We start from the raw sequence: 13,203 nt of genomic DNA, 5'->3' as shown, positions 1-13,203 counted from the left end.
TCGTTTTGGCGGCACGATCTCAGCTATGGGCAAAGATGTCCGTCTCCTCCCAGCCCAGCAGATCGAGCTTGGCGCGTGTCGGCAGAAATTCGAAGCAGGCGGCCGCAAGCTCTGCCCGTCCGTCACGCTCCAGCCGGCCGGCGAGCTTGTCGCGCAGGGCATGCAGATGCAGCACGTCCGATGCCGCATATTCGAGCTGTGCCTGCGACAGAACGGGGGCTGCCCAGTCGGTCTGCTGCTGCGCCTTGGAGATATCGACCTCCAGCAGTTCACGCAGATTGTCCTTCAGTCCGTGCCGGTCCGTATAGGTACGGGTCAGCCGGGAAGCGATCTTGGTGCAGAAGACAGGTGCGCAGGTGACGCCGAATGTATGAAACAGCACAGCGATATCGAAGCGTCCGTAGTGAAAAATCTTCTGCCGCGCCGGATCGGCCAGCAGCGCCGTCATGTTCGGGGCCGCGTTCTGCCCCTTGGCGATGCGAATGACATCGGCGCTGCCGTCACCGGGGGAAAGCTGCACCACACATAACCTGTCACGCCGCGGAACGAGGCCGAGCGTCTCTGTGTCGATGGCAATCGCGCCCGTGTAACGCAGTGCGTCGGCAGCGGAGATATCTCCCTCATGATAGCGGATCTCGGCCATACGGATCGTTCCCTGTTGGTGAAGTGCCTCTGCTATAATCCAGCTTGTCCGCGCATGGAACATCAATGACCAGGAATGCAGCATGCGCGCGGTGAGCAAATGCTCAGCTATGAGCATAGCGCATTGCTGCATTGCAGCGTGCCCGCTTGGCGAATAGGTGCATCATGGCATATAAGCTTGGTCATCGAACGACGCACTCCTCCTCCCAGTGTCGTTCGATAACGGATCGACAACATCCTCCTCCTCCCAGTTGTCGATCAAGTTTAAAGCCTGGCGCATCCTCCTCCCGCGCCAGGCTTTTCGCTTTTCTGGAGCTTTTTTCTCCTCAATCACATCAGCTCACGTAACGGTCACGCAAGTGTCATCTGCTGCCGGTAAGACGACCTCGTTCCGTCCTTTTCCGTGAGGTTTCCCAATGCGCAAGTTGCTTGCTGCCCTGGTCGTATCGACCGCTCTGACCGGCGCCGTTCAGGCCGCCGAAGTGTTTCCGCTCGATCGTGCGACCATTCTCGCTGGCTCGCCTTTCGACTTCAAGGCCGAGTTCGATACGGTCGTGAAGCCCGAAGACGTCAGGATCACCGTCAACGGTCAGGACTACAAGACCGTTCTCGGCGGGCAAGTCGAGTTCGTTGCCGAAGAGAAGAACAAGGACAAGGTCCTCGGTTCCGCCGTCATCCTGCGCGGCGTGACGCTTGCCAATGCCGGCGATTACAAGATCGAGGTTTCGGCCGGTGCCGAAACCAAGGCCATCACCTGGAATGTCTATGGCACGCCGGATCAGGCCAAGGCCAAGAACGTGATCTTCCTGATCGCCGACGGCCTCTCGGTGGCGCACCGCACCGCAGCCCGCATCATGTCCAAGGGCATGACCGAGGGCAAGGCGAACGGCCGTCTCAACATGGACGACGTGCCGCCGGCAGCCTTCATCGGTACCTCGGCGACAGATGCTGTCGCAACCGACTCGGCCAACACCATGTCGGCCTACATGACCGGTCACAAGACGGCCGTGAATGCCATCGGCGTATACGCCGACCGCACGCCGGCCTCGATGGACGACCCGAAGGTCGAAAACATTGCCGAAGCGCTGCGCCGCCAGACGAAGAAGTCGATCGGTATCGTTTCGACCGCCGAACTGCAGGACGCAACGCCGGCAGCCGTCGTGGCCCATACCCGCAAGCGCGGCGACAAGGCTGAAATCAACGGCATGCTCTTCGACGTGAAGCCGGAAGTCGTGCTTGGCGGCGGATCGGCCTACTTCCTGCCGCAGTCGACCGCCGGTTCGAAGCGCAAGGACGACAAGGACTATATCGCCATGTTCAAGGAAGCCGGCTATTCGCTGGCGACGAGCAAGGCCGAGCTGGCATCGGCCTCCGGTACCAATACCGGCAAGATCCTCGGCCTGTTCCACACCGGCAACCTGGATACGACGCTGGACCGCGAGTTCCTCAAGAAGGGGACGGTATCCAAGTTCCCGGAACAGCCGGGCCTCGTCGAGATGACGCAGGTTGCCCTCGATAACCTGTCGAAGAACCCGGAAGGTTTCTTCCTCATGGTCGAGGCCGCCAATGTCGACAAGATGTCCCACCCGCTCGATTGGGACCGTGCCGTCGTCGATACGATCGAGTTCGACAAGGCGATCGGCGTAGCGCGCGAATTCGCCGCCAAAAATCCCGACACGCTGATCATCGTCACCGGCGATCACACGCATGGCGTCTCCATCATCGGCACCGTCGATGACGAGAAGGAAGGCAGCGACATGCGCGAGAAGGTCGGCACCTACGCGGAAGCCGGCTTCCCCAACTACAAGGACGCCAACGGCGACGGCTATCCGGACAAGCTCGACGTTACCCGTCGTCTGTTCCTCAACGCCAACAACGGCCCCGACCATTACGAAACCTTCCGTCCCAAGCTCGATGGCCCGTTCGTTCCGGCCATCCAGAACGAGAAGAAGGAATATGTCGCCAACGAGCAGTATAAGGATGTTCCCGGCGCCGTCTTCGTCTCCGGCATCATCCCGAAAAGCGCCGACAGCGGCGTTCACGCGGTCGATGACATCGTTCTCCAGGCCGAAGGCCCCGGCGCCGAAGGCTTCCGCGGCTATATGGAACAGAGCGACGTCTACAAGGCGCTTGCCGAAGCCTTTGCGCTCGGTGCCAAGCAGACCAACTAGAACCTGACGGGGCAGGGGCACGCTTCATTGCGTGCCTCTGCCTTTTCGATCTTTCGTCCTTCACCCGAAGCAAGGACGATGGCATGATGCCGTGATAGGGAGATTGGTGATGGAAAAGCCCCGCAAGGCCCGGTTCAATCGCCGCCAGACACTCGACCTGACGCTGAAGCTGGTACTCGGCCTTTCGGCAGCATCGCCTCTTGGCCTTGCAACCCGTCGTGCTTGGGCCGATACCGATATCGGCTTTGATGATCTCTATGGCAGGATCAGCGTTCTCGGCCTCGAATTTTCCGACAAGGTGAAGCAGCTCAACGGCCAGGATATCGCCATGCGCGGCTTCATGGCGCCGCCGCTGAAGGCGGAGGCGCAGTTCTTCGTGCTGACCGAAGTACCGATGTCGATCTGCCCCTTCTGTGCCAGCGACGCCGACTGGCCGGACAATATCGTCGTCGTCTACCTGAACGAGAAGCAGACCTTCACCCAGCCGAGCCAGACGATCGAAGTCCGCGGGAAGCTGGAAATGGGTTCGTGGACGGATCCGGAGACCGGCTTCGTCAGTCTGCTTCGCATCCGCCAGGCCGAATATGCGGCGGTCTGATCGATCATGCTTGCGTTGAAGATTGAAAATCTGGCCGTCTCCTTCGCCGGCCTGGATAAGCCCGTCCTGGCAATCGACAGTCTCGATATTGCCGCAGGCAGCCGTGTAGCGCTCACTGGCGGTTCAGGTTCAGGCAAAAGCACCTTCCTGAACGTCGTCTCCGGGCTGGAGCGTATCAGAAGCGGCCGCGTTTCCTGGGGGCGTGAGGATATCGCCGCGCTTTCGGAAGGCCGCCGTGACCGCTGGCGCGCCGCCAATGTCGGCCTCGTGATGCAGGATTTCCATCTCTTTGCCGGCCTGTCGGCGATCGACAACATTCTTCTGCCCGCTCGGCTTTCACGCGCCGCCGATGCCGCCGTGGCAGTCCGTGCCCGCATGCTGCTCGATACGGTCGGCCTGACGCGGCCTAATCAGCCCGTCGAAACCATGTCGCGCGGTGAGATGCAGCGTGTTGCCATCGCTCGCGCGCTTCTGCGCAAGCCCAGCGTAATCATCGCCGACGAACCGACGGCAAGTCTTGATCGGGAAACCGGCGAGGCGGTCGGCGATCTGCTGTTGTCCGTTGCCGCGGATTCCGGTTCGACGCTGATCATCGCGACCCATGATCAGCGCATGGCCGAACGGCTTGACCGCCGCCTGACACTGAGGAACGGCATGATTGCAGAAGATACCGGCGCGGGGGAGATGGCGGCATGATGGGCTTCATCCTGGCCGATCTGCGCCGTCTCTGGCTTGGCGGCGCCGTCGTGGTGCTTCTGGTGGCGCTCGCAACCGCGCTCGGCGTCGCGGTGACCCTGCAGGAACGGGCCTTGCGCCTTGGCAGCGCCCGTGCTGCCGACAAGTTCGATGTCGTGATCGGTGCCGCCGGCTCCGAAACGCAACTTGTCCTCTCTTCCGTCTTCCTGCAGCCAGCCCCTCTGCCTCTGGTCGACGGCCATGTCCTGGCAAGGCTGGCAGTAGATCCCCGTGTTGCCTGGGCAGCGCCGGTTGGCTTCGGCGACAGCTTCGCCGGTCATCCGATCATTGGCACGACGACCAGCCTGATTGCCGGTACAACGACGGGTTTTGCCGAGGGAAGAATGTTCACGCTCGAGGGCGAGGCGGTGCTCGGCTCCGCCGTCAGCCTGCCGCTTGATGCCGAGATCAAGCCGATGCACGGCACGGCGGAAACCGGCGGCCACACCCACGCCGGACCGGCCTACACGGTCGTCGGCCGCCTGCAGCCGACCGGCACGCCATGGGACCGTGCCATCCTCGTCCCCATCCAGGCCGTATGGCATGTCCATGGCCTCGGAATGGAGGATGGTGAAGACGAAGGGCACGAGCATGCTCATGAGGGCGAAGCGGATGCTCATGAAGGTGTGGAAGCGGCGGCTGTCGGCGAAGTGAGCGCGTCCCGGCATGCCTTCGCCCTGGGCGCGGCCTCCGCGACACACATCGAGGAAGAACACCATGGCAGCATCGACCCCGATGCGCCGATCATCGAGACCTTTGCCGAACAAACGCCCGGACTGCCGGCCATTCTGGTGAAGCCTAAGACGATCGCCGATGCCTACCGGCTGCGACAGGAATATCGCCGTGGCAACACGGTGGCGGTCTTTCCCGGCGAGGTACTGACCGGGCTTTATGCGACGCTTGGCGACGCCAAGATGGTGCTCGGTGCCGTCGCGGCGGGTTCGCAGGCTCTGGTCGCTGCAGCACTCGTTCTCGTCACGGTAATTCACGTGGGACAAAGACGCAAACAGATCGGCGCCTTGCGCGCCTTCGGCGCACCGCGGGCATCGGTGTTCCTTATCGTCTGGCTGGAACTGTTCCTGCTCGTGGCGGTCGGCGTCGGTATCGGTTTCCTGATAGGCCTTGCCGGCGCAAAGATCGCAGCGCATCTGTTCACCGACAGGAGCGGTGTCATCCTCCCCGTCGGCTTCACCCGAGAAGACCTGCGGCTTGCGATGGTACTTCTGGGCTTCTCTGCGGCTCTGGCCGCGGTGCCGGCGCTGCTCGCCTACCGCCAGTCTCCGGCTCAGGCCCTTCGTTCGTGACGCGGGCCTGAGCGATTTTGCCCTTTGGCTACGCCGCGAGCGCGTGGATCGCGGTGATAACGTCGTCCTCGATCTCTATGCCCTTGGCGAGTGCATCTGCGCGCAGGCTGCGGCCGCGGCGACCGGGCAGCCGAACGCCCTCCTGCTTCGCCATCTCTCCGGCAAGGCCTGCCATGCGCTCTGCCGTTCCGCCGCCATTGGCAGCATCCGGGTCGATGAGAATGATCGAATGGCCGAGCTCCGGCGGCGGGCCGTTCTCGTCGAACAGAGAGCTTGCCTGATAGGAGAAATTGGCGCCGGCCAGACCGGCAGACAGCACCTCCACCATCAGCGCCAGCGCCGCTCCCTTGGCGCCGCCCGATGGCGCCATCGTGCCCTTCATCGCGGCATGGGCATCGGTCGTCGGATTGCCGTCGACATCGAAGGCCCAGTCGTCGGGAATGCTCGTGCCCTTCTGCGTCGCCGCCATCACCTTGCCGCGCGCCACCTTGGAAAGCGCAAGGTCGATAACAAGCGGATCGGCGCCGGCGACCGGCACGGCGAATGCGATCGGGTTCGTGCCATAGAGCGGCACTTTGCCGCCCCAGGGCGCCATCGCTGCAGGCGCGTTGGCAAACATCATCGCCACCAACCCCTTCTCGGCAAAGCGCTCGACGGTGAGCGCCATCACGCCTGCATGGTGTGAGCGGTCGATCGCGGCAAAGGCGATACCCTGCTCGCGTGCCACGGCCGGCAGTTCGGCAACCGCGAGATCTAGTGCGGGATAGGCAAAGCCGTGCGCCGCATCGATCGAAAGGACGGCAGGACGCGGGCGGGAGAGCTGTGGCAGAGCCGAGCCGTCCACCTTGCCGGTACGCACCTGCTTCACATAGGCCGGAACGCGGCGCAGGCCATGGCCGGACTGGCCGGCGGCTTCCGACTGCACCAACGCGCGGGCGACGGAAAGGGCGGTTGCTGGCAGGACGCCATTGTCTTCGAAGACGCCGCGAACCAGCGTTTCGGCTTCGGTGAGTGTCAGATGCATGCGGGATATCCGGAACAGATGAAATGAAGGGAGGTCCCGCAGCCGCATCCTCCTCTCATGCACCCGTAAGGGGATGCCGGAAGCAATGATGCAGCTCGTCAGAAAGCGGAACGACCCGAAAACCGGTGCCGGTTGTCGGGTCGCTAAGACAAATCAGGCGGTTATTCGCACTTTACCGGCTGGCTGAGCGAACTTGCAACACCTGACGGCGGCGCCGGGATCGGCGATGCGCGCCGAACGGCGGATGTGACATAGTTGTCGATCGCGGAATCGCCCGAAGAACGTGCGACGGAGACGTTACCGATGTTTCCGCTGCCGTCGAAACTGAAGCGGACCGTGACGATGCCGGTACCGTTGCCGGGGCAGCGGCGGGCGTTGCGGGCGATCTTGGCGCGCACGCGGGTCATCCAGCGGGCCGGCGAAATATTGGCCGAGAAGGCTGATCCGCTCGATGTCTGGCTTGCCGCGTTGCGGTTGGATTGGGTTACCTGCGCCTTGGCCTGCGCCTGCTCGCGCTGGGCCTGTTGCTGCTGGCGGCGTTCGACCCTTCTGACCGGTTCCTTCCTTGGCTCCGGCTTTTCGGCCACTTCCGGTGGCGGCGGTGGCGGACGCATGGTCGGCAGCGGCACTTCCACATTTTCGAGCGCAGCCGTCATCTGCTGCTCCAGTGGGTCGGGCTCTTCGATCGGCTCTGGCGGCGGCTCGGGAAGCGGCTCGGCGATCTCGGGTTCCGGCGGCGGCGGCGGTTCCTCGGCCACTTCCGGTGGCGGTTCGACCGGCTCCGGCAAGGGTTCGGGCTGCGCCTCTTCCACCGGTTCCGTCTGCTCGCTTTCGACCTGCTGCGCGTCCGTTACATCGGGAGAGATCTGCTCCTCCTCGGTATTGACGGCTTCCGGCTCCGGAGCAAGCTCGATCATGATTGCGGCGGGCGGGGCGCTGTCCACGTCGACGACGGGCTCCTCCTGCAGAAGCAGCGCGGCGGCGGCAATATGCGCGCTCAGCACCAGAATGCTGGCGCCGGTCCAGAGCGATAGCTCGCCGATCTTGTGACCGGTGCCGCGATAGGGAGCGGCTGGGTTCATGGTGTTGCTCCGGCGGCAGGCTGTGGCGAGGTTGCGGGTGCTGCAGGCTGTCCGCCCGCGGCGGCAGTGGGGGCAGCGCCCGGAAGTGTCTCCAGGCCAACCAGGGCGATCTTCAGATAGCCGGCGTCGCGCAGCAGGTTCATCACCTCCATGAACTGCCCGTAATCGACGGCCTTGTCGGCACGCAGGAAAATGCGGGTGTCCTTGTTGCCGTTGGTAATCGTGTTCAGCCGCTCGGTCAGACGCTCACGCGCAACAGGGTCATTGCCGAGATTGAGCGTAAGATCTTCCTGAACCGTGAGGTAGAGCGGTTCCTCGGGCCGTTCCGCCGGCTTGGCGCTGGAGGCGGGAAGGTCGATATTGACGTCCACGGTCGAAAGCGGCGCGGCGACCATGAAGATGATCAGCAGAACCAGCATGACGTCAATGAACGGCGTCACGTTGATCTCGTGGTTTTCGGGCAATTCCTCGCCGTGATGTTCGCGAATACCGCCGGCCATGACTTACTCTCCCGCGACGAGCGAAACGGGAGCCGGCTTGCGGCCGCCCGGGGGAACCTTGCGGAAGTCGAGATCGCGGCTCACCAGTCGCTCGACGCCGGCGGCGGCATCGGCAAGCAGCTGGCGGTAGCCGGTGACCGAGCGGGCAAAGGCATTGTAGATGATGACGGCTGGAATGGCGGCGACAAGGCCGATCGCGGTCGCAAGCAACGCTTCGGCGATGCCAGGTGCCACGACCGCAAGGTTGGTCGTCTGCGTTTCCGAAATGCCGATGAACGAGTTCATGATGCCCCAGACGGTGCCGAAAAGGCCGACGAAGGGAGCGACGGAACCGATGCTGGCGAGAATGCCCGTGCCGCGCGCGATTCGGCGGCCGGCGAATGCCTCAATGCGCGACAGGGACGAACCGACGCGTTCCTTGATGCCATCGCCTTCCACATGATCCAGCGCGGCTTCCGACATTTTCACCTCATCGGCTGCGGCGCGCAGCATGTAGGCGGCCGGTCCGCCGCGGCCGGCAGACGCTTCAACGGCCTCTGCCAGCGTTCGCGAACTGCGGATGATCTTGATAGTGCGTCCTGCGCGCGTACGCGCACCGGCCAACTCCAGCGTCTTGACCAGCCAGACCGTCCAGGTGGCGAGTGACGCGATGGCAAGGCCGATCATCACCGACTTGACCACCCAGTCGGCGGCCATGAACATGCCCCAAGGGGAAAGGTCGTGTGGAATGGTCAGGGCTTCGGCTTCTTCGGCCGGGGCGAGATCGGTTACGGTTTCCTGCGTGGCCGGTGCCTGGGGCGCAGCGGTGTCCGGTGTCGGCGCCGCGGACTGCGACGCCTCGGGAGCAGGTGCCTGCGTGGTGTTGGAAGGGGCGACGGCCGGAGCTGCCGGCTGGCTTGCTGCCGGAGCCTGGGTTTCCTGGGCCTGGCTTGCAGCCGGTGCGGGCTGGGTTGCCACAGGCGCCTGCGCTGCTGCCGGAGGTGCACTTGTCGCTGGGGCAGGGGCTTGTGCTGACGGCTGCGGAGCCGGAGCGGCCGCAGGTGTCTCGGTCTGGCCCGTCGCTGTCGGCGAGGTCGTGGTCTGGCCCGCGCGGCCCGTGGTCGGCGCAACGCTCGTTGCCGGCGCGGTCTGCTGCGGTGCAGCGGGTGCCGGGTTGCCTGTCTCCGGCGTCTGGGCCACTGCCGACGCCGTCAGCATCACAAATGCGGCGACTGTCGTCCCAAGCTGTTTTGCATTGCTCGCGAGCCGGCGGTTTCCAGCGGCAACGGCGGGGGCGATGGTCAAGGACATGGCAGACGATACTCCGACTATTGCCGAAAGGCGTTCTTCACCGGATCGGCATGATACTGTTCGGTCGAGCGCCAGCGTCGCGCCGGCAGCGAAATTTTGCTGCTATGCGATAATAAACATGACTGGAAATGGCAACTAATAAATCTTGAGTGATGCCCGCAATTTATCTTTAGCCTATCCGAAATCAAGGCCGGACGGGGTTCTGAATGCCCGTCTACCGTGCCAGCCAGCCGCCATCGACCGGCAGAACTGTGCCATGCACGTAATCGGCCGCGGCGGAGGCGAGAAACACCGCGGCGCCGCCGATGTCCTCCGGCCTGCCCCAATGGCCGGCCGGAATCCGCGCAAGAATGGCGGCGTTGCGCTCCTCGTCGTTTCGCAGGGCCTCGGTATTGTTGGTCGAGAAATAGCCCGGAGCGATCGCATTGACGTTGATGCCGCGGGCGGCCCATTCGCATGCGAGCAGTCGCGTCAGGCCGGCAAGGCCGCTTTTTGAGGCGGTGTAGGACGGGATGCGGATGCCGCCCTGGAAGGCGAGAAGCGAGGCGATATTGACGATCTTGCCGCGCCTTTCCGAGGCAACGAGTCGCTTTGCGAAGGCTTGCGAGAGGAAGAAGACACTCTTCAGGTTGAGATCCATCACCGCGTCCCAGTCTTCCTCGGTAAAGTCGAGTGCATCGGCACGGCGGATGATGCCGGCATTGTTGATCAGGATGTCGGCCTGACCGGACCATGCGATCGTTTCGTCGAGAATGCGCCCGATCGGCTCGAGCGTGGCAAGGTCGGCTGAGATCGAAAGGCTTTCACCGCCTCCGGCCGCAATCTCCGCTTCCGTTTCCGCCATCGATGACCGCCCGACCAGCGCGACCCTCGCACCGGCACCCGAAAGTGCTATCGCGATTGCCTGCCCGAGCCCGGTATTGGCTCCGGTCACGATGGCCGTCTTTCCTGTCAGGTCGAATGAGGTGGTCATGATCTCTCCCGATAAGCGCATAAACGAAAACGCCGGGCACTGGGCCCGGCGTTTTGGTAGCATTCCTGACGCGGCGCTTAAAGCGTACGCGTGATGTGTTCGACGCGGAAGCACTCGATCGTGTCGCCGGCGCGGATGTCTTCGTAATTTTCGAAGGCCATACCGCATTCCTGGCCCATCGGCACTTCGGCGACTTCGTCCTTGAAGCGCTTGAGCGTCTTGAGCTTGCCTTCGTGGATGACGACGTTGTCGCGCACCAGACGCACGCCTGCACCACGCTCCACCTTGCCTTCGACGACACGGCAACCGGCAACCTTGCCGACCTTGGTGATGTTGAAGACTTCCAGGATCTCGGCATTACCGAGGAAGGTTTCGCGGCGTTCCGGCGAAAGCAGACCCGACATCGCCGCCTTCACGTCATCCACCAGATCGTAGATGATGTTGTAGTAGCGGATGTCGAGGCCGTTGCGATCGGCAACAGCGCGTGCCTGCGCATTGGCGCGGACGTTGAAGCCGATGATCGCGGCGTCCGATGCTTCGGCAAGCGAGATATCCGATTCCGTGATCGCGCCTGCGCCCGAATGGACGATGCGAGCACGCACTTCGTCGGTCCCCAGCTTGTCGAGCGATGCGATGATCGCCTCGACCGAACCCTGCACATCGCCCTTGATGACCAGCGGGAACTCCTTGAAACCGGTGTTCTGCAGCTTGCTCATCATCTGCTCGAGCGAACCGCGCTGACCGGTCTGACGGGCAACCGCCTTGTCGCGTGCAAGACGCTGACGATATTCGGAGATTTCGCGGGCGCGTGCCTCGTTCTCGACGACGGCAAAACGGTCACCGGCAGCCGGCGTACCGGACAGGCCGAGGATCTCGACCGGCATGGCAGGCCCTGCTTCCTTGACGTGATCGCCCTTGTCGGTGACGAGAGCACGAACGCGGCCCCACTGGTCGCCGGCAACGATGATCTGGCCCGGCTTCAGCGTACCCTTCTGGACGAGAACGGTCGCCACCGCACCACGGCCACGATCGAGCTGGGCTTCGATGACGGTACCTTCGGCCGTACGGCTCGGATCGGCCTTCAGGTCGAGGATTTCGGCCTGCAGCAGAACGGCTTCGAGCAGCTTGTCGAGGTTGGTCTTGTTCTTCGCCGAAACTTCGACGTCGAGCACTTCACCGCCGAGCGATTCCACGAAGACTTCGTGCTGCAGAAGCTGCTGGCGGACCTTGTCCGGCTTGGCTTCATGCTTGTCGATCTTGTTGATCGCCACGATGATCGGAACACCAGCCGCCTTGGCGTGGTTGATGGATTCGATCGTCTGCGGCATCACGCTGTCGTCGGCCGCAACCACAAGGATCGCGATATCCGTCGCCTGCGCACCACGGGCACGCATGGCCGTGAAGGCGGCGTGGCCGGGGGTGTCGATGAAGGTGATCTTCTGGCCGTTCTGTTCGACCTGATAGGCACCGATATGCTGGGTGATGCCACCGGCTTCGCCCGACACGACGTTCGCCTGACGGATGGCGTCGAGCAGCGAGGTCTTGCCGTGGTCGACGTGACCCATGATCGTGACGACCGGCGGGCGGGAAACCATTTCGCCTGCAACGTCGGCCTTGTCGAAGATGCCTTCTTCGACGTCGGATTCCGATACGCGCTTGACGCTATGGCCGAATTCGCTGGCGATGAGTTCTGCAAGGTCGGCGTCGATGACGTCGCCCGGCTTCATCATCTGGCCTTCCTTCATCAGGTACTTGATCACATCGACGGCCCGTTCGGACATACGCTGCGACAGTTCCTGAATGGTGATGGTTTCCGGCAGGATGACTTCGCGGATAACCTTTTCACGGGTTTCCTGCATCTGGCTGCGGCGGAATTTCTCCTGACGGCGGCGCATTGCCGCCATCGAACGGCCACGGGCGTTGCCGTCGTCGTCGGTGCTGGCTGCAGTGATCGTCAGCTTGCCCTGACGGCGACCTTCGTCGCCCTTCGGACGTGCCGGCGGCTTGGCCGGTGCAGGTGCTGCGACACGGCCGCGGCCGGGTGCGCTCGCACCGGTGCGGGCCGGGCCGCGATCGTCGTCTTCGTCATTGGAGCGGCGGCCGCGTACGGCGCCCGGCTGCGGAGCGGCCGGTGCGTTCGCACCGGGACGGGGCGCCTGAGGGCGACCGTCCTGTGGGCGTCCAGCCGGTGCGCGTGCAACGACAGCTTCAGGTTCTGCAACGACCGGCTCGGGTTCCGGTTCAGGAGCGGGCTCGGCTGCACGGCGGGCAGCTTCTGCTGCTTCCTCGGCCTTGCGGATTTCGGCTTCCGCCGCGCGACGAGCTTCGTCCTCGGCACGCTGCTTGGCTTCGATGACTTCGCGTGCCTGAGCTTCCATCAGCGCGCGGCGACGGGCTTCCATCTCTCCGGCGGAAAGGTCGTGAAGCACGTTCGGGCGCTGCGGTGCGCGGTTCGGCTGGCCGGATTGTTGCGGGCGCTGGCCCTGATGCGAGCCGGGGCGCTGCTGGTTGTTGTAGGAACCCGGACGCTGACCCTGCTGCGGGCGCTGGCCCTGCGGCTGGGCCGGGCGCTGACCCTGTGGTGCGGGCTGCTGCGGGCGCGGCTGCGGTGCTGCGGCCTGCGGAGCAGGTGCTGCGGGCGCGGCCGGCGTTGCGGCTTCCACCGGGCGGGGTGCTGCTGGCGCGGCAGGTGTCACGATCGGGGTAATCGGCTTTTCGTCCTGCGGGCGGGTCGGCCGGCGCTTCACGGTCTCGACAACAACCGCCTTGGTTCGTCCACGCCCCATATCCTGGCGCACGGTTCCCTGGCTCATCCCCGAAGGTTTCAGGGAGAGGGTCTTCTTCACGCCCAGTGTCTTGTCGTCGTTATTATCGGTCATTCCGT

The 13,203-nt window shown here is 63.8% G+C and carries 11 protein-coding genes; 4 read left to right on the top strand and 7 right to left on the bottom strand.

What is annotated here, in order from left to right:
* Nucleotides 1-19: 19 nt before the first annotated feature.
* The gene (locus tag AC0JZ4_RS05070) at nucleotides 20-643 is read right to left on the bottom strand and encodes a ribonuclease D (RefSeq protein WP_471885338.1); all 624 of its coding nucleotides are present in this window, start codon (nucleotides 641-643) and stop codon (nucleotides 20-22) included.
* A 415-nt stretch (nucleotides 644-1,058) separates the two neighbouring features.
* Between AC0JZ4_RS05070 and AC0JZ4_RS05065 the strand changes: the two genes are divergently transcribed.
* From AC0JZ4_RS05065 to AC0JZ4_RS05050, 4 genes are all read left to right on the top strand, one after another.
* Nucleotides 1,059-2,813: an alkaline phosphatase gene (locus AC0JZ4_RS05065; protein WP_471885337.1), complete on the top strand. Its 1,755-nt coding sequence runs from the start codon at nucleotides 1,059-1,061 to the stop codon at nucleotides 2,811-2,813.
* Between the two features lie 109 nt (nucleotides 2,814-2,922).
* Nucleotides 2,923-3,411: a hypothetical protein gene (locus tag AC0JZ4_RS05060; RefSeq protein WP_471885336.1), complete on the top strand. Its 489-nt coding sequence runs from the start codon at nucleotides 2,923-2,925 to the stop codon at nucleotides 3,409-3,411.
* Nucleotides 3,412-3,417: 6 nt separating this feature from the next.
* Nucleotides 3,418-4,107: an ABC transporter ATP-binding protein gene (locus AC0JZ4_RS05055; protein WP_471885335.1), complete on the top strand. Its 690-nt coding sequence runs from the start codon at nucleotides 3,418-3,420 to the stop codon at nucleotides 4,105-4,107.
* On the top strand, nucleotides 4,104-5,450 hold the full coding sequence (locus AC0JZ4_RS05050) for an FtsX-like permease family protein (RefSeq protein WP_471885334.1): 1,347 nt from the start codon (nucleotides 4,104-4,106) through the stop codon (nucleotides 5,448-5,450). Before AC0JZ4_RS05055 ends, AC0JZ4_RS05050 begins: the two co-directional genes overlap by 4 nt.
* Before the next feature lie 28 nt (nucleotides 5,451-5,478).
* Here AC0JZ4_RS05050 and AC0JZ4_RS05045 read toward each other — a convergent pair whose 3' ends face one another.
* The 6 genes from AC0JZ4_RS05045 to infB all read right to left on the bottom strand — a co-directional run bounded on the left by AC0JZ4_RS05045 (nucleotide 5,479) and on the right by infB (nucleotide 13,198).
* Nucleotides 5,479-6,474 (bottom strand): Ldh family oxidoreductase, encoded by a 996-nt coding sequence (locus AC0JZ4_RS05045; RefSeq protein ID WP_471885333.1) that lies wholly within the window; start codon nucleotides 6,472-6,474, stop codon nucleotides 5,479-5,481.
* A 161-nt stretch (nucleotides 6,475-6,635) separates the two neighbouring features.
* Nucleotides 6,636-7,556 carry an energy transducer TonB family protein gene (locus AC0JZ4_RS05040; RefSeq protein ID WP_471885332.1) on the bottom strand — a complete coding sequence of 307 codons (921 nt, stop codon included), beginning with the start codon at nucleotides 7,554-7,556 and terminating at the stop codon, nucleotides 6,636-6,638.
* Nucleotides 7,553-8,056, bottom strand: a complete 504-nt coding sequence (gene exbD / locus AC0JZ4_RS05035; RefSeq protein ID WP_471885331.1) for a TonB system transport protein ExbD — start codon at nucleotides 8,054-8,056, stop codon at nucleotides 7,553-7,555. Before exbD ends, AC0JZ4_RS05040 begins: the two co-directional genes overlap by 4 nt.
* Nucleotides 8,057-8,059: 3 nt before the next feature.
* Entirely contained in the window at nucleotides 8,060-9,346 is a 1,287-nt protein-coding gene (gene exbB, locus AC0JZ4_RS05030; RefSeq protein ID WP_471885330.1) for a tonB-system energizer ExbB, read from the bottom strand.
* A gap of 214 nt (nucleotides 9,347-9,560) precedes the next feature.
* Nucleotides 9,561-10,319 (bottom strand): 2-dehydro-3-deoxy-D-gluconate 5-dehydrogenase KduD, encoded by a 759-nt coding sequence (gene kduD, locus AC0JZ4_RS05025; RefSeq protein ID WP_471885329.1) that lies wholly within the window; start codon nucleotides 10,317-10,319, stop codon nucleotides 9,561-9,563.
* A gap of 77 nt (nucleotides 10,320-10,396) precedes the next feature.
* Entirely contained in the window at nucleotides 10,397-13,198 is a 2,802-nt protein-coding gene (gene infB / locus AC0JZ4_RS05020) for a translation initiation factor IF-2 (RefSeq protein WP_471885328.1), read from the bottom strand.
* Nucleotides 13,199-13,203 lie beyond the last annotated feature (5 nt).

Source organism: [Rhizobium] kunmingense, from assembly GCF_977018605.1.
The sequence above is the reverse complement of the archived record's forward strand: the minus strand, read 5'-3'. Positions and strand labels throughout refer to the sequence as shown.

Coding starts and splice junctions, on each gene's coding strand:
- AC0JZ4_RS05070 (WP_471885338.1), bottom strand. CDS start 643: ATGGCCGAGATCCGCTATCATGAGGGAGATATCTCCGCTGCCGACGCA.
- AC0JZ4_RS05065 (WP_471885337.1), top strand. CDS start 1,059: ATGCGCAAGTTGCTTGCTGCCCTGGTCGTATCGACCGCTCTGACCGGC.
- AC0JZ4_RS05060 (WP_471885336.1), top strand. CDS start 2,923: ATGGAAAAGCCCCGCAAGGCCCGGTTCAATCGCCGCCAGACACTCGAC.
- AC0JZ4_RS05055 (WP_471885335.1), top strand. CDS start 3,418: ATGCTTGCGTTGAAGATTGAAAATCTGGCCGTCTCCTTCGCCGGCCTG.
- AC0JZ4_RS05050 (WP_471885334.1), top strand. CDS start 4,104: ATGATGGGCTTCATCCTGGCCGATCTGCGCCGTCTCTGGCTTGGCGGC.
- AC0JZ4_RS05045 (WP_471885333.1), bottom strand. CDS start 6,474: ATGCATCTGACACTCACCGAAGCCGAAACGCTGGTTCGCGGCGTCTTC.
- AC0JZ4_RS05040 (WP_471885332.1), bottom strand. CDS start 7,556: ATGAACCCAGCCGCTCCCTATCGCGGCACCGGTCACAAGATCGGCGAG.
- exbD (WP_471885331.1), bottom strand. CDS start 8,056: ATGGCCGGCGGTATTCGCGAACATCACGGCGAGGAATTGCCCGAAAAC.
- exbB (WP_471885330.1), bottom strand. CDS start 9,346: ATGTCCTTGACCATCGCCCCCGCCGTTGCCGCTGGAAACCGCCGGCTC.
- kduD (WP_471885329.1), bottom strand. CDS start 10,319: ATGACCACCTCATTCGACCTGACAGGAAAGACGGCCATCGTGACCGGA.
- infB (WP_471885328.1), bottom strand. CDS start 13,198: ATGACCGATAATAACGACGACAAGACACTGGGCGTGAAGAAGACCCTC.